Origin of the sequence: Rhizobium sp. LjRoot254, from assembly GCF_964254105.1 — a bacterium.
In the GTDB taxonomy this organism is placed as follows: domain Bacteria; phylum Pseudomonadota; class Alphaproteobacteria; order Rhizobiales; family Rhizobiaceae; genus Rhizobium_E.
Map to the genome: position 1 here is coordinate 1509834 of NZ_CAXUSM020000001.1, position 16570 is coordinate 1526403.

A 16570-nucleotide genomic window follows, 5' to 3' on the forward strand; every position below is an offset into this window, starting at 1 on the left:
AGTCGGAGGTGATTTTGTCAGTCGAGAAGAGCGGAAAATACTCCAGGAGCGCTGTTGGCAGCGTTATGACGCAGGACCTCGAGCCGGATCTGGCATCCAGAAAACGCGGAGGCAATGTGACCACGCCTATCAAAGTACTCCTCGTGCACAACCAGTATAAACTACGGGGTGGCGAGGACGCGGTTTTTGAAGCGGAACGGTCGATGCTTGAACGCGGGGGATATGATGTGGAGACGCTTTGTGTTTCCAATCACGACCTCCAAAGCACGATGGCGAATGTGGCCGTCGCACTGCAAACACCCTACAGCCCTTCCGGTCATCGCAGAATGGTCGAGGCACTCGCTGCGGCGAAGCCCGACATTGTGCATGTCCACAATACGTTCCCGATTCTTTCCCCCTCGATATTTTATGCATGCTCATCGGCAGGCGTTCCCGTCGTGCACACATTGCATAATTTTCGAATTTTGTGCGCCAACAGCTTCCTGCTTCGTGACGGGAAAATATGCGAGGACTGTATAACAGGATCTCCTCTCAACGGTGTTCTGCATAAATGTTATCGGTCGTCCTACGTCGCTTCCCTGACGGCGTGTGCCAACATAAGCGTCAACAAATACCTTGGTACGTGGTCCAAAAAAGTCGACAGATTCATTGTACTAAGTGAATTCGCCAGAACGAAATTTCACGACGGCGGCATTCCTGCCGAGCGTATTTGCCTGAAACCCAATTTTGTTCGGGGGCCGGTTTCTTATCCTCTCGGGAAGCCCAGGAATGGTGCCATATACATCGGCAGACTTAGCGTCGAAAAGGGCGTCAAGTCGCTGATCGAGGCGTGGCGAGGAATTGACGTGCCACTGACCATCGTCGGCACCGGACCGGAAGAGAGCAATTTGAGGGAGCAGGCTAAGGACAACGCGGCGATCAAGTTTACAGGGTTTGTTTCGCCGAAAGCTGTTGGCGAGATGCTCTCCCAGTCAGAGGTTACAATTGTGCCAAGCATCTGGAACGAAATGTTTGGCATGACCGTGATCGAGGCAATGGCCTATGGCGTGCCTGCCATTGCTTCCAGGATTGGGAGCCTGAAGGAACTCGTTGCCCATGGGCACAACGGCCTGCATTTTGAGCCGGGCGATCCGGACGACCTTCGTAGCCGCGTCAGGGAGTATTTTTCGCCACATTTTGATCGCCTGGCGATGGCCAGGAATGCGCGGGAAGAATTCGAGAAGAAATACACTGAAGAGGAAAACCTCGAGACACTGTCGGAGATCTATGCATCCGTTCTTGGAGAGCGCCGGTCCCGGGACCCGAAGTCGCTTGCATTTAATGCAAACATGCAGGCGCCAGCATGAACGTTTCGGTTCTATTACCCGTAAAGAACGGTCTCCCATATCTTAAGGAGGCGCTTTCCAGCATCCTCTCGCAGGATGCGGTGGAATTGGAAGTGATCGCAATTGATGACTGGTCGACCGATGGCACGCTGGAATATCTTGAGGAATTGGCGGCAACCGACAACAGGGTGATTGTGGCCGGCAATCCCGATAGCGGCCTCGTTTCGGCGCTGAACTTCGGCCTGAGCATCGCAAGTCATGAATTTGTCGCCCGAATGGATGCCGACGATGTCGCGCAGCCGATGCGGCTCCATCGGCAGGCGGTCTATCTCTCGCAAAATCCCGAGGTTGCCGTCGTCGGAGGACAGGTATGCCACATCGACGAGAACGGGAGTAAGACTCTTGAGCGGATGCTTCCAAGGAGTTCGACTGCGAACAAGTTCTGGTTGGATTATATGTGCCCTGTCGTCCATCCTGCAGCAATGATGAGAAAATCCGCGATCCTGAAGCTTGGCGGATACCGGGCGGCATTTCTGGCGGCCGAGGACTACGATCTCTGGCTGAGGGTGTGTGATGATGGCAAGATCGTGAATTTGCCGAGCTATGTTCTCGATTATCGCATCCATTCGTCGAGCGTTACACAGAGGAAAATCCAACAGCAGATCATGTCGATCGTCTACGCGCTCTACTGCACCGAAGTGCGGCGGCGGGGCGGGGAGGATCCCGTTCTCGGCCGGAGCAAACCGATCGAAATGGCGGATTTCGACGGCCTGCCGGTGAAATGGCGCGATCTTCTCGCACTGCTCGCTCTCAACTATGCCGTAGACTGCAGTCCCAAGGCCTCAATCGGCGGCTTGATCAACGATGCACTTCGCGTTCTCGAGAGCCCAAGCCAGACAGGTACTCTTCGCGCCATGGCTCTCTGGGTTCTGTCGAGGGCGAAACGCAAGACTATGGACGGCGCGTCGATAAGTTGGAGCCGGCTGCTGATGGCGGTCTTGTCGAGCCCGCAAACTTTGCTGGCATCGACGGCGCTGTTCTTCAATCGTTATCGGCTCATGCAGCAGCCGGCCGATGGTGTCCTAACATACGCTGCCGGAAGCGCTCGCGATGGTTGAGCGCGCGCGAATTTCGGTCGTAATACCTGTCAGGAATCGCCCGACCGTCGTGCATCGTGCACTCGACAGTGTGATGAGGCAAACCGTACTTCCTTTTGAAATTGTGGTGGTGGACGACGCATCGACCGACAACACTGTGGAAGGTTTGCTGCTTCGACAAAATGATCCCGTTAAGGTCCACGTTATTCAGAAAACCAGCCGTCAAGGCGCTTCGATTGCTCGGAATGCGGGGATCAATCAAACCAGTGGGGATCTCGTTGCTTTCCTGGATTCCGATGATGAGTGGAAGCCGAACAAGCTTATGCATCAACTGGCCCTCCTCGAGGCTTATCCTCACACCGTGGGATGTTTCTGCGGAATCGAATATCGTTCGCCGGCAGGGACAATTCTGAGCCCGCCGGTCTCAGGACTGGTCAGTATCAGTTCGCTACAAAGAGGAAATGTACTCGGCAGTAGTTCTACTGCCCTGGTGGACCGAGCGACGCTAAAAAAAATTGGTGGATTCGATGGGTCTCTGCGCAGCTGTCAAGATTGGGACGTATGGCTGAAACTGGCCAAGCATGGGAACCTTGTCACCACAGCAGAACATGACCTCATTTATAATTTCGACGGAAGTCACAGAATATCCGCCAACGCAGACAATCTTTTGTCCGGCCATGAAGAGGTATTTTCGCGAATTTACCAAGATGTAGAAAAGAGCCATGTAGATGAATTATATGCTTGGCATCAGATATATCTCTCTTCTATTATTTTGAGAGAACTGGGTGATCGATGGTTATCGGCGAGAGTGGCACTTCGGGCGTTCTCGCGTGGAAGCTTGCGTTTGAGAGCGGAAGTTCTTCTCCGCTTCACGCGGGCTGTCATATTTGGTGGCGTGGGTCTGCCGTCGTGGCTCAGTGGTTTCGTAAAAATGATAAAGTATAAACCGGATGGCGTGCGGTGAATAGTATAAGTGCCCGTGAGCTAGTTGAATACCAGCCTGTAAAGAGTGGCTGGCTTACTCAATATATCGATTATTCAATTTTCTTTTGCCTTTTTCTTTATTGCAATTCGATCTGGGTATGGCCGACTGACGCCCAGATGAGCGTAGGCTTTCAGAAACCCTTCGCCAGTCTGCATCAATATGCGTGTTGCCTCGGTCTTTTTTGGACCTTGCTGATGTCGAAGTGGTCGGATTGGACACCCACTCGTGCGCAAAATCTGCTATTCGCTTTCATCGTGCTCATTGTCGCATCCGTACTTTGGTCGACGGGCAAATCTACGACTTTCAAATCTGACATTGTCGTGATTTCTCTTGTCGTTTTCGCTCAATACTATGTTCGCAAGTATGGCAGCACAGTGGTTCTCAACCAACTCATCGTGGCCTCGACGCTGGTGCTTCTACTGTCCGTTGCCGCAGCCATTGCCCACGTCAATATCGCATTGATGGCTGGTTTTCATGAAGGGCTCTGGCGCGGCTTTTTCGTTCACAAGAACCCGTTCGGAGCGTTTGCGGCATTTTATGCACTGCTTGTCGTATTTGCTGCGGGCAAGTTGGGCTACGGCCTTGCTGCAAGGACATTGATGCTCGCCCTTGTGTTGGTGGTTTTGGCGAAATCAAGTTCCTCTACCGCTGTTCTTGCGCTGGCGTCTGCGATTGCGTTGGTGACGGGCGTTCTGACATTGAGATCTATGACCAGAAACGCAGTCCTTACGTGGCTATTTATAGCGGTGTTTGCGGGCCCGGTAGTATTTGCAATTTGGGAATACTTTGCCAGCGTGTTGGAAATGGTTGGCCGTGATGCAACGTTCTCAGGAAGGGATCGCGTTTGGGCATACTTTCTGCGCCTCATTGAGGTGAACGGATTTTGGGGCACTGGATACGGCACGCCTTATCTTCGTGAAGCATTCGCCGCCGATGCCCAGGACGCGCTTTTTTCGTCGGTTCAATCGCCGCATAACGCGTTCCTTGGACTTGCACTCAACATCGGGTGGGTGGGCACGGGTCTTTTTGGCGCATGGTTGATGGCGAATTTGCTTTCCGCGATTGGCGTGGCGCGGAATACAAAGTTCGGAAGTCTCTATTTGGGATTCTGCGGATTTTCGATTCTGCTCTGCCTTGTCGAGACGACGGGCTGGGCGGACATCACGCGGGGCGATTTCTTCTTCCTCTACGTGTCGGCTCTGATCGCCGGCCAGGAAATCACGCGCGTTGCAGCTCCCAAACGCGAAAGTGAAATCCTGGGGTCTCTTGTTTGATGGCTTCCTTGTTGGCATCTCTCATTGAACTGGCGCGTCGCTTAAAACGCCGGGTATTTGCGCGCGCTCGATGGCATGCCGTCGAAGTCAGAGTTCGCTGGTGGCTTCATGGACGTGGATTCGGTGCCAAGCCGGCTTCACACAAGCTGCCACACAAGCTTGTTGTGTCGATGACGTCCTATCCGCCCCGATATCCGACACTGGCACTTTCGCTCAAATCCCTGCTCATGCAGTCCATGCGAGCGGATGAAGTGGTGCTCTGGATCGCTGACGACGATCATGCTCGTCTGCCGGCGGACGTGTTGAATCTCCGAGCGTCGGGGCTTTCGATCAAGACATGCAAGGATTGGCGGCCTTATAAGAAGCTGATCCCACAGCTCCTTGAGACACCAGATGCCGCGATCGTCACGACAGACGATGACATCTATTATCCGCCGACGTGGCTAGAGGAGTTGGTCGATGGCATTCGGCCGGCGGGTCGGGAAGTGTTGTGCCATCGGGCTCATAAGATCATCTATAGCGACGAACGAGGGAAACCGGATCCCTATCTCGAATGGGTTCATGGTACTGCCGATACCAGTTCCTCTTCCAGGATCTTCCCGACGGGTGCGGGAGGAATACTTTATCCGCCGGGAATCCTGCACCCGGATGTGACAAACCCGGATTACTTTCTCACCTATTGCCCGACCGGCGATGACATCTGGTTCTTCTTCATGGCCGCCAGAACGGGCGCGTCCTTCCGCAAGGTTGGACCCGTGCGTCCCTTGGTTGCGTGGGACGGAACAGAGGACAGTGCGCTCTGGAACAGCAATCAGTTGGCGACGGGAAATGACCGGATGATAGCCGCCATGGTGGAACGATTCGGTGACCCATGGGCGAAGAGCGGGATGCTTCCGCGCGATGAGCGCAAATTGGATCATGGGTCTGCCCGATGATGAATGCCTCGATCACAGTCAATCCGATCGGCACCTTCCTGCCAATCTCGATCCCAGGCGGCCTGTCAGAGCTTTATCTGGACGGGGTGCTGAATGACCGCCGGAACGACACCACCATGGAAATGGACGGCTACAGCGTCTATCTGGCACTGAAGGCATTGGACTGGACGCGTCCTGGTGGCTTTGCCAGTGAGCGTAAGCAGATCATCGATGCGCTTCTTACCAGAATGTCCCAGTGCGACGGTTTCTTCAGCCACGGCGCCTGGACGGGTTCGCCGGAAGAAATCCATTTCAGGTTTACCGCCACCGCCGTTCGGCTTTTGCTCGAGGGATGGCAGGATGGTCTCTGCCGGCTGGAGGACCTTCGAAGTGTCCTCGACAAGCATATCAGCTATTCGGAGACGCTTCCTATCGGATTGTGGTTTCTGCATGATTCCCTGGAGTTGGCCGAAACCCGCGCACTTGATCCATCACGTCCGACCTCCAACCACGCCTGGGGTTCCTCGCTCAAGAACTGCATGGTGTTGAACACGCATCTGGACACTTTGGCGACGCTTGTTCATTGCCTGAACAGAGGGGTGATCCCCGAGGCCGAGGCAGCGTCTTACCTAGACCGCGTCAGGTCGGCTCTTGATGCGCTGCAGGCTGTGCTTGAGCAAAACCGGTCGCTCAGCTGGAAGATCTTCTCTTTCTTTGACAGCAGGTTCCGGGAACTTACCTTTTCGCTGTCTTTCCTTCCAGAATTTCCGAAAAGGAAGGCGCGCGGAGCCTTGAGGCGAACGGTAGTCCGATTGCGGAGACACATTCGTAGCAAGGTGTTCGGGTTCCAGTTCCGCGATGGCTATCTTGAGCGCGACATCAGCCTTTGGGGTACGGGCTTCGAGTATCATATTGTCAATATCTATGATTTGCTGCGTGTGATCTATGAAATGCGGGACAATGTCCATCTCCGCAATGGGACTTGGCCCGTCCAAGACTGGATAGCCATAGTAGACAGCGCGTTGGATTACACTTGCCGTGCGCCCTATTCGATTGAACTGATCGCGAGCACCAAGGAGACCGGCCGCGCCATATATGTGTGCGAGGCCATACTCCTGCGGCTGTCCTTGGACGAAAGTTTCAGGCCGCCCCGATCCTGGGTGAAGACGTATTGTGCGGTCCGGCGCCGCGTGCCCCCATCAGCGGCGATCCTTGGTTACGATCCGTTTGTCGTGAGCAAGAGCAATTTCGAATTGGGAGACATCGAAAAGATGCGGCTTCGCGATGGTCGATTGCTGATCGTGGACATCTCGGCCGAGAAATTCACGCTCCTAGGGAAGGCTGGCGATGAGTAACCCTTCAGACGGGCAGGGACAGGTGATCGTCCGAGGCATTTCGTGGTCCTTTCTATCACGAATGACGACGCAGCTGTTCCAGGTATTCATTGCAGTCATCACAGCAAGATTGCTCTCGCCGGAGGAGTTCGGACTCGTCGGTATGATTCTCATCTTTTCGGGCTTTGCTCAAGTATTGGCAGATATGGGGATCAGCGCCTCGCTCGTGCACCGCCAAGATTTGACCAATTCAGACATATCCACCGGATTTTGGCTGCAGATCATGGTGGGCGGAGCGATAAGCCTGCTCTTCTGGTCGCTCGCGCCGACGATTGCGCATTTCTACGCGTTGCCCGAATTGGAGCCGCTGACGAAGATCATATCGTTGACCTTCATTTTTATGGCGCTCGGCCAGACGCAAGCAGCGTTGGGGCAGCGGGAGTACCGATTTGATCAGATCGGAATTGCCTCAGTGATGGCAACAATCGCCTCCGGGATTGGATGCATCTCGATGGCCTACTCCGGATGGGGTGTCTATTCGCTTGCATGGCAGCCGGTGATCAGTGCGGCGACGTTCACGGTCGCGATATGGTTCATCTCGCCCTGGCGGCCGTCGTTTGCCTTCGAGAGAAGCGCGCTGGGCTTCATGTTCCGCTACGGGGGCTATCTCAGCGGCCATACGATCCTCAATTACTGGCTTCGCAACGGCGACAATCTGGTCATCGGCAAGGCACTCGGAGCCGTCGATCTCGGGCTTTATGGGCGCGCATATACGCTCATGTATCTGCCTCTCAACATGATCGGACTGATCGTGGGGCAGGTGATGTTCCCCGTCCTTTCGAGGCTGCAGGATGATATCGAAAGCTTTCGCGACACGTACACCTATGCGCTGCGCGCCATCGCCTTCGTGCTGTTCCCGTTGATGGGTGCCGTATTCGTATTGTCCGAAGAGATCATCGTCCTGATGTTTGGCGAAGCCTGGGTCGGGGCGGCGCCGGTGCTGAGAATCCTTAGCCTGGTCGGACTCATGCAGTCGATCGTCTTTCCGGTCGGCTGGATTTTCACGGGGCTCGGAAAGACCAAGGAACAGTTTCAGCTCAGCATATTCCTGGCCGTCGTTTTCGTCGTTGCGATGGCTATCGGTGTGAACTACGGAATCCTTGGTGTCGCCAGCGCCTACGCCGCTTGGGCAGCCATTTCGGCAGTGGCGAATCTCAAGATTGCGATGGGGTATATCGAACTGAGCCTTCGCAAGACACTGTTGTTGTTACTTCCGTCGCTTGTTGAGTCAGGCATCGTTATCCTGCTCTCGGAAATGTTACGGCAATATCTGCAGAGCAGATTTCCGCCTTTAGCCCTCGCCGTGATTGTCCTAAGCTTCGGTCTTGTGGCATACGCGGGTATCTGCTTACTGACGCGTAATAAGATATTCTTCGATATGCTAAGATATAGACGCTCGGCCGCGATTAAAGGTTAGACGCGGACGAAGAAAATTCCACTATGTCCATATTTGATTATGGACAGAATTGATGCGCTGCCGCATACTTGCGTCATGCGGACACACTGAATGAGGGAGTTTACTCATGCGTTCGACGTCCCACCTTCTCTCGGTCGGCCTTATCGGGCTGTCCTCAATCTTCTTTATCGGCTTTGATCCGACGGTGGCAGCGGAGCCGACACCGGACCTGAAGAAATTAGAAAGCGATGCGGCCTCGGGTAACAAGGACGCGTTGATGCGGCTCGGCGATCTCTATTCGCGTGGGCCTGTGACTCCGGATGGCGCCAAGGCTCTATCCTTCTACGAAAAGGCCGCGACAGCCGGCAATGGTTATGCCTTCATTCGTATCGGCGAGATCTATCGCGATGGATTGCTCGTCACTACCGATTACAAGAAGGCGATCGAGAACTTCCAAAAGGCGGACGCCGCCAAAGTGCCTGCTGCGAAGATTCGGATCGGTGAAGCCTATATTCGTGGAGAAGGCGTTGCCGTGGATCAGGCGAAAGGCCTTGCGCTGATTGAGCCTCTTGCAGCATCCGGAGACGGGGACGCGCTGATGCGGCTCGGCGATCTCTATTCGCGCGGCCCGCTGACGCCGAATGGTCCCAAGGCCCTGGCATATTATGGGAACGCCGCAATGGCCGGCAACAGCTATGCTTTGATTCGGATCGGTGAGATTTATCGCGATGGAACGCTCGTTCCGGCGGATGCCAAGAAAGCGTTCGGTTATTTCGAGACGGCTGATGCCGCCAAGGTGCCGGCAGCCAAGGTTCGGCTCGGTGAAGCCTATATTCGCGGCCAAGGCGTCGATGTCGATCAAGCCAAGGGTCTCGCGCTGATCGAGCAACTTGCGGCATCCGGTGACAAGGATGCGCTGATGCGACTCGGCGATCTCTATTCGCGCGGACCGCTGACTTTGGATGGCACCAAGGCGCTTGCCTACTACTCGAAGGCGGCCGCGGCGCTCAATAGCTATGCTTTCATCCGCATCGGTGAGATCTATAGCGACGGATCGCTCGTTCCGGCAGATTACAAGAAGGCAGTCCAGAGTTTCGAGCAGGCGGATGCCGCGAAGGTTCCGTTTGCCAAGATTCGGCTCGCTGAAGCCTATATTCGCGGTCAAGGGGTCGCTGTCGACCACGCCAAGGGTCTCGCGCTGCTTGAGCCGCTTGCTAATGCCGGCGACAGGGATGCGTTGATGCGTCTCGGCGATCTCTATTCGCGTGGTCCGCTCACTTTGGATGGTACAAAAGCACTCGAGTATTATGAAAAGGCTGCGTCAGCTGGCAATGACTACGCCTTTGTCCGAATGGGCGAAATCTATCGTGACGGTCAGCTTGTGCCGGCCGACTACGAAAAGTCGTTCGCGAATTTCGAAAAGGCAGATAAGGCAAACGTCTCCGTCGCCAAACTGCGCATAGGCGATGCATATATTCTTGGCCAAGGCGTGAAGGCCGATCGAGCCAAGGGCGTTGCCCTGATCGAAGCGCTGGCCGAAGGGGGCGACAGGGATGCGTTGATGCGGCTCGGCGATCTCTACTCGCGCGGTCCGCTGGCACTGGATGGCCCGAAGTCACTCGGATATTACGAGAAGGCGGCCGCGGCAGGCAATAGTTATGCGCTGATCCGCGTCGGCGAAATCTATCGCGACGGCGTTCTCGTTCCCAAGAATGCGAAGGAAGCCTTCGGATTTTTCGAGAAGGCCGACGCCGCAGACGTGCCTTCTGCCAAGATACGACTAGGTGAAGCCTATGTTCGCGGTGAAGGCGTGGATGCGGATCCAGCCAAGGGTCTTGCGCTGATCGAGCCGCTCGCCGCAGCCGGTGACAGTGACGCTTTGATGCGGCTGGCCGATCTCTATTCGCGCGGCCCTATCGCTCCGGATGGTTCCAAGGCGATTTCGTACTACGAGAAGGCGGCGGCGGCAGGCAACAGCTATGCCTTAGTCCGGATCGGTGAAATCTATCGCGACGGGCTGCTTGTTCCCGCCGACTTTAAGAAGGCATTCGAGAGCTTTGAGAAAGCCGACGCAGCTGGTGTTCCGGTCGCCAAACTGCGCCTGGGGGACGCTTATGCCAAGGGGCAGGGCGTGACTGCCGACACTGCCAAGGCCCTTGAACTCATCAAGCAGGCCGGTTCGACCGAGGCCTATGCGCTCAAATATCTGGGTGATCTCCTTTCGCGGGGCGATTACGTCAAGTCCGATGCAAAGAGTGCAATCGAGACTTATCTTGCGGCTGCGCAGGCCGGTGACAACTGGGCCTATTTTCGACTGGCCGAGATCTATCGGGATGGCCAGATCGTCAAGAAAAATCCGGAACTCGCAATCCAGTATTTCAAAGACGCGGCGAAGCAGGGTAATCCCTATGCCCTGATAGCCTTGGCGCAGGGACACATCGGCAAGCGCTTCGGCCGGCTGTCGAAGCCAGAATGGGGTTTCAAGGAGATCGAAAGGTTAGCATCCAACGGTAATCCTGAAGCCGTTGTCGCTCATGCCTCAATTCTATATTGGGGTCCCAATGGAACGAAGAATAATCCTCCCCGGGCAATCAAGCTGCTCGAGCGTGAATCCGCCAAGGGGAATGTCGAGGCCACTCGCCAATTGATCAGCTTCTATAGAGATGCGCCCGGGGGTAAGATGAAGCGATCCATACCGGCTGCCGAAAAGCTCATCGCTGCCAGACGCGATCAGTTTACGCCGACGCAGTTGATCCGGGAGAAAATTCTGCTTGCCTCGGCCAAGGCAGAGAACACGGCGGGCTATTCGGAGGTGTCGGATTTGCTCTACACCGCGCCTTCGAGCATCCAATTGGAAACGTTGCTGGCGATCAAGAACTCGAACCCCAATGCGTTCGTCTACTTCACACAGAAACAGTTGAAGAAGAGAGGCATTTACAAGGGCAAGACGGACGGCATACTGACAAAGTCGACCATTCGGGCGATCAATGTCGTGTGCCTGCAAAGCGTCTCCGCCGAACGCTGCAAGAAGGGGCCGTTGGATTACGACGCAGCCCGGGTCATTTCGGTGATCGTGGATCCGACGCGCGATGCGGTGGACGCGCCGATGTAAACGGTTTCCTGACCACGCAGATGGGTCAGGAGCGCCTTCAGGTTAGAAATGGGCTTCAAGAAGCCCGTTTCTACCAGGCGAAATCGCTCCAGGTGATTGCGGATTTATTGTCGATGACCAGCACAAGGGTGGCATCGTAAGCGCTGCCGGTTCCATCGGCATCATAATAGAGCTCTCCGGTCTGCCGGTCATAAGCCAGCCGATCCTCGAGCTCGGTGAACTGTGATCCCGCAAACGCTGCCTTGCCCAGGCTACTGTCATCTCCGAGGATGCTGCCGAGGTCGATCACGTCCCTGCCATGCCTGAAATCGGTGATGTGATCCACGCCGTCGCCGATCCCGTCTATGACGAATATGTCTCTCGCCCGACCGCCGGTCAGAACATCGTTGCCGCCCAGCCCTTCAAGGGTGTCCCGGCCGCGACGGCCGATAATCACGTCATCATTATCGCGGCCTGACAGGTCATCAGCGAAGCGTGTGCCTTCTACAAGCCTACCCTCGCCATCGGCATAGGTCTGAAAGCTGTGTGATATGCTGTTGATCTCGAGTTGCCCTTTGCCGCCCGCGACCTCGGAACCGAATTCATACCCGTTGACATAGTCATCAGCAGATACCAGGCCTTTCCGCACCAGGTTATCGATGATGTCCTTCATATCCAGCGTGACTTCGTCGTAGTCTTCAGTGGGAATGAGCGCGATGTACCGCCATGTCTGGAGTGCGCCGCCGTTGAATGAAGCTTCGTTCATGTAGGTGACGATGTCGGCGCGATAGGAGCCATCGCTATAAGTGCCGACCTTTTCTCCGTCTCCGAGATCGCCTTTGTGCGTCCAGACCATCAGTTCAGTCGTGACGGTGGAATCGTTTCCGAGATATTGGTCCCGAAACCAAAGGTCGTAGGTGACATTGAACCTGTCAGTGTCTCCGGAATAGTCGACATCATGGGAAACTTCGAAGGACTTGATGTCTGAGATCAGGCCGCGTACGGCATCAGTTGCATTGGGGTTCGACGAATACCCGACCATGACGGAAGGATATGATCTGACAGGTCCGTCCGGACCCCAATCCCATGTGCAGACGATATTCTGATTGAAGCTGTCGGTGCTGAAGCTGATCGACTGGAAGAAATCGGTCCCGTTGACGAGATCGCCCTTGTTCCAGACGTTGTTCTTTATTCTGTATAGCCCCGACTGCATCCACTCATCGTCGCCATCCAAAGTAATTAGTGCCACCGTAACGCTCCCGGTTCTTCAGGTTGTTTGCAGCGTACGAAAGCGATGGAAAGAAACAGTGCTGGATTTGCTTACAGTTTTAGCGATGTTGTCGATTGGTACACTTGTGTCTCCCTTGGGGGGGGCTATTGCCTTGAAGCGACCGCGGCTTGCCGAAGCGAAGCGAGTTTCTGTCTATCCTATTGAATTGGCCTAGGCTTTTTCGAGTTGGAAACACGCCTATAGCCGGCCCAGCATTGCAGATGAACGGATGCGTTTTCTTCTTGCCCCACTTCACGCAATGATCGACACTTAATGGTAATCCGCGTTGCTCGCGCGGGCTAGGCGCCTGCTTAGATGAAGCCAGATATTCTTCGCAAGAAGGTTGGAATATGACCAGCACAACGATAGCGGAACAGCCTGACTTCGCCCCACTCGTGTCGGTCGTAGTCCCTTGCTACAATCGTATTGTCAAGTTGCGACGCGCCATTGAGTCCGTGTTGCACCAGACCGAAACCAACGTCGAGGTTATCGTTGTCGATGATGGATCGACTGAGGATGTTCAAGGTGCGCTTGCGGCAATACAGGACAGCCGGCTCCGTTTTGTGCGGTTCGAGGAAAACGGAGGCGCGGCCAAGGCGAGGAACCGGGGCATGGCTGAAGCGCGTGGCAGGTTCCTCGCGCTACTGGATTCTGACGACTGGTGGCTGCCGAAAAAGCTCGAAATGCAACTGAAGATGGTCGCTGATCGGCCGACGTCTGACACCAACTGGCTGGTTTACAACAAGATCGTGATCAGAACGCTTTGGGGAGATTTTCCCAACCCGTTGCGTGGTTTCGATCCTGATCGGGACGACCTGGCATATTACTTTGTCGTCGAGCGCAATTACATGCAGACCAGCGGGCTGCTCGCGCCGCTGGCATTGTTCAAGAAATACCCCTTCGATGAGCACCTTAAACGCCATCAGGACTTCGATTTGCTGCTGCGAATGCGGGCTGATAACGTTCGCCTTCTCTATTGCGCGGACGAGAACGTCATCTACGACGACACCGAATATGAAGGCCGGATCAGCAAGGCGTACAAGCCCAGGCCTACACTGGATTGGATGAAAAAAGCATCCAAGTCCATGAGCAGACACGTACGTTCTGAACTCTACGTTTATTATCTAGGCGTGAAGATGTTCCGCCATGGTCAGTATTCAGGCGCGCTCTACATTGCCATAGGGGTTTTGCTCTATCCGCCAATGTTTATCGAGTTGTGCTCGAAAATATCTTCCAAATTGCGGTCCTGAGATTTATGCCCTTTTCAACTTGCGTCGAAGCCTGGGAAAATGGTTCTCCGCGAACCAGTCGAGCGTATGCCGAATCCCCGTTTCATAGTCCGTCCGGCACCGCCATCCATTGAGGAGGCGTTCGGCAACGGTGAGGTCGGGACAACGGTTCGTGGGATCCTGTGGAGCCGGCGGACAGTGCACCAATTGTGTGCCTGGAACCAGATCGGCGATATATCGGGCCACGTCGATCACCGAGATCTCGCGGCCATTGCCGATGTTGACCGGGCCGACGTAGTCGAAGTCGGCTTTCCAGAAGAGGCGAGAGAGACCCTCGATGATATCATCGACATAACCCCAACTCCGCGACTGCTCGCCGTCCCCGTATATTGTTAGCGCTTCACCCGATAGTGCTTGCGAAACGAAGTTCGACACTGCCCGACCGTCATCCGGTCGAGTTCTCGGTCCGTAGACGTTGAAAAGCCGCGCGACACGGACGTCCAGCCCATGAACACGGTTGTTCTCGAACAAGAAAGCTTCGGTACAGCGCTTGGATTCGTCGTAAGACGAGCGGGGGCCGGTGCAGTCCACGGAACCGCGATACGATTCCGGTTGCGGCGTGACCAGCGGATCGCCATAAACCTCGGATGTGGATGTGTAGCAGAAGCGGCCGTTTGGCTTGAGCAGTTCTTTCAGGCGAAAAGCACCGATGATGTTGGCGGAGATTGTTCGCGTTGGATCATTTGCATACCAAACCGGAGATGCCGGCGAGGCGAGATGGAGCACTTCGTCGAACAACCGATCGCTCCGGAAGTTCTCGACGTCGGCGTTCGAAATCTTCACCCGCGGGTCGCGGATATACTTTTCGTTGCCGGCGGAGCCGGTCCAGAGATTGTCGACAACGACAATCTGCTCAACATCCTGACGCTTAAGCATCGAATTCACGAGATGCGATCCAAGAAAACCGAGGCCGCCGGACACCAGAACTCTCTTCATCTAACTACCCCTTGAACGAAATACTGGCTTCGAAGGCCTGATTTTCTTTCACCGTTCCGCAATGTGCTGGCGACCGAGCATCAAGACGCCCGTTAATGTCAGCTGGCATTCGTCGTACTAGGCGCATCTACCGACTGCTTTTAGTCAAGAAACCGGAGTCGTTTGTATTAATCCAACTCAGAGCAGGCTCCACTTGGTTAATATTGGGTGTAGCATATAAGAGTTTCCGAAATATTGAAAGTGTTCCGATGTAATTCCCGTCGAACGTGGTAAAGATCGATAATTACACAAGCATCGCGAGCGCGCACATCGAGTGGCGGCTCCGGTGCAGGATAGTTCCCTCTTCGGTTTTGACGCCTCTGTAGCAGGAGCTCGGACGATGCTATGAACTGGCGGGAATGCGCGTTATTGGAAAACAATTGTCGGTTCGGTTGGGGGTAGGGTTTGGCAGAACTGATTGAAGAGCCGTTCGGCGAACCGCTCGTGTCGATCATCATTCCGGCTTACAACGCAGCCGCGTTCATCGTCAGGACGTTGGACAGCGTGCAGGCCCAAACCCACGCCAGTCTGGAAATCATCGTTGTCGACGATGGCTCTACGGACAATACGCGCGATCTGGTCCTGAAGGTAGCTATCGCTGATGCACGCGTTCGCGTGATATCGACCGCCAACCAGGGTGTCGCCGCCGCTCGAAACAAAGGCGTGGCGGAAGCCGCCGGCAGCTATATCGCTTTTGTCGATGCGGACGATCTGTGGCACCCGAGCAAGATCCAGAAGCAACTCGCCTTGCTTCGCTCGTTGCCCGAGGATTGGTGCGGGGTCTATACGCTCTACCATTTCATTGATCTGGAAGATCGGATTATCGGGCGTGGCGGTTCGCGAGCGCCGGGCGGATACATCTATGCCCGGCACATGTCCTATAAATTTATCGGCAACGGAAGCACCCTGCTGCTGAGAAGGGAGGCAATTGACAGCGTCGGCGGATACGACCCCGGCTATGCGGCCGCAAAAATCGGAGGATGCGAGGATCTGGACTATGAACTCAGATTGTTCGCACGGTACAAGGTCGCGGCGGTCGCCGAGCGCCTTGTCGGCTATCGGATGTATGATGGTAACATGTCGTCGGATCATTCCCGCATGGCCAGGTCGATGACGGAGGCTGTGGAGCGCGGAATTCGACTCGGCCCGGCGCTCAGTGACTACGCCAAGGTCAGCGCGCGTGCCTTCGTCCTCGGATACAAGATGATCCAGATGCTGATATCTCGTCGGTTTGGCGCAGCGGCGCGATGTGCGCTGACTTTAACAGTGCAGGCACCACTGGTCCTCCTGTACAGGTTGGCTAGCTACGCCAAACTTGTTTCCGTCAAACGTCGCAAGAGGAAGCAAGCTTCGGCACCGGGGCCACTTTTCCGCGATATGGCCGCCGAACCGGTGCCGCCGCCTCGCGAGCAGTTTTGGGATCGGCGGCGAATGCGATTGCTTGGCGAGGAGGACGCGCGTCTCGAAGCCTCACTGTTTTCTCATTACGCCAGCGATCGCTAGCCAACCGGCAAGGGATCACGCAACAGGCGGCGAACGGCGATCATTGTGCCGCCGGAT

Annotated in this window: 12 protein-coding genes; 10 read left to right on the forward strand and 2 right to left on the reverse strand. The window is 55.3% G+C overall.

Annotated features, from left to right (window positions below; genetic code table 11):
* Positions 1-14 precede the first annotated feature (14 nt).
* The 8 genes from ACSQ26_RS07355 to ACSQ26_RS07390 all read left to right on the forward strand — a co-directional run bounded on the left by ACSQ26_RS07355 (position 15) and on the right by ACSQ26_RS07390 (position 11497).
* On the forward strand, positions 15-1346 hold the full coding sequence (locus ACSQ26_RS07355) for a glycosyltransferase family 4 protein (protein ID WP_436007724.1): 1332 nt from the start codon (positions 15-17) through the stop codon (positions 1344-1346).
* Entirely contained in the window at positions 1343-2443 is a 1101-nt protein-coding gene (locus ACSQ26_RS07360) for a glycosyltransferase (protein ID WP_436007726.1), read from the forward strand. The genes ACSQ26_RS07355 and ACSQ26_RS07360 overlap by 4 nt, the downstream gene beginning before the upstream one ends.
* The gene (locus tag ACSQ26_RS07365) at positions 2436-3386 is read left to right on the forward strand and encodes a glycosyltransferase family 2 protein (RefSeq protein WP_436007728.1); all 951 of its coding nucleotides are present in this window, start codon (positions 2436-2438) and stop codon (positions 3384-3386) included. Before ACSQ26_RS07360 ends, ACSQ26_RS07365 begins: the two co-directional genes overlap by 8 nt.
* Positions 3383-4681, forward strand: a complete 1299-nt coding sequence (locus tag ACSQ26_RS07370) for an O-antigen ligase family protein (RefSeq protein WP_436007730.1) — start codon at positions 3383-3385, stop codon at positions 4679-4681. Before ACSQ26_RS07365 ends, ACSQ26_RS07370 begins: the two co-directional genes overlap by 4 nt.
* On the forward strand, positions 4681-5616 hold the full coding sequence (locus ACSQ26_RS07375; protein ID WP_436007732.1) for a hypothetical protein: 936 nt from the start codon (positions 4681-4683) through the stop codon (positions 5614-5616). Before ACSQ26_RS07370 ends, ACSQ26_RS07375 begins: the two co-directional genes overlap by 1 nt.
* Positions 5613-6950, forward strand: a complete 1338-nt coding sequence (locus ACSQ26_RS07380) for a hypothetical protein (RefSeq protein WP_436007734.1) — start codon at positions 5613-5615, stop codon at positions 6948-6950. The genes ACSQ26_RS07375 and ACSQ26_RS07380 overlap by 4 nt, the downstream gene beginning before the upstream one ends.
* A complete protein-coding gene (locus ACSQ26_RS07385; RefSeq protein WP_436007736.1) occupies positions 6943-8406 on the forward strand; it encodes an MOP flippase family protein in 1464 nt (487 codons plus the stop codon). Before ACSQ26_RS07380 ends, ACSQ26_RS07385 begins: the two co-directional genes overlap by 8 nt.
* 106 nt (positions 8407-8512) lie before the next feature.
* On the forward strand, positions 8513-11497 hold the full coding sequence (locus ACSQ26_RS07390; RefSeq protein WP_436007738.1) for a tetratricopeptide repeat protein: 2985 nt from the start codon (positions 8513-8515) through the stop codon (positions 11495-11497).
* A 70-nt stretch (positions 11498-11567) separates the two neighbouring features.
* On the opposite strand, the gene ACSQ26_RS07395 is transcribed toward ACSQ26_RS07390, so the two are convergent.
* The gene (locus ACSQ26_RS07395; RefSeq protein ID WP_436007740.1) at positions 11568-12725 is read right to left on the reverse strand and encodes a GH12 family glycosyl hydrolase domain-containing protein; all 1158 of its coding nucleotides are present in this window, start codon (positions 12723-12725) and stop codon (positions 11568-11570) included.
* 371 nt (positions 12726-13096) lie between these two features.
* Here ACSQ26_RS07395 and ACSQ26_RS07400 point away from each other — a divergent pair, with 371 nt between their 5' ends.
* On the forward strand, positions 13097-13996 hold the full coding sequence (locus ACSQ26_RS07400) for a glycosyltransferase family 2 protein (RefSeq protein ID WP_436007742.1): 900 nt from the start codon (positions 13097-13099) through the stop codon (positions 13994-13996).
* A 3-nt stretch (positions 13997-13999) separates the two neighbouring features.
* Here ACSQ26_RS07400 and ACSQ26_RS07405 read toward each other — a convergent pair whose 3' ends face one another.
* Positions 14000-14971 carry an NAD-dependent epimerase/dehydratase family protein gene (locus ACSQ26_RS07405; protein ID WP_436007744.1) on the reverse strand — a complete coding sequence of 324 codons (972 nt, stop codon included), beginning with the start codon at positions 14969-14971 and terminating at the stop codon, positions 14000-14002.
* A 444-nt stretch (positions 14972-15415) separates the two neighbouring features.
* Here ACSQ26_RS07405 and ACSQ26_RS07410 point away from each other — a divergent pair, with 444 nt between their 5' ends.
* Entirely contained in the window at positions 15416-16513 is a 1098-nt protein-coding gene (locus tag ACSQ26_RS07410) for a glycosyltransferase family 2 protein (protein ID WP_436007746.1), read from the forward strand.
* The last annotated feature ends 57 nt before the right edge of the window (positions 16514-16570 follow it).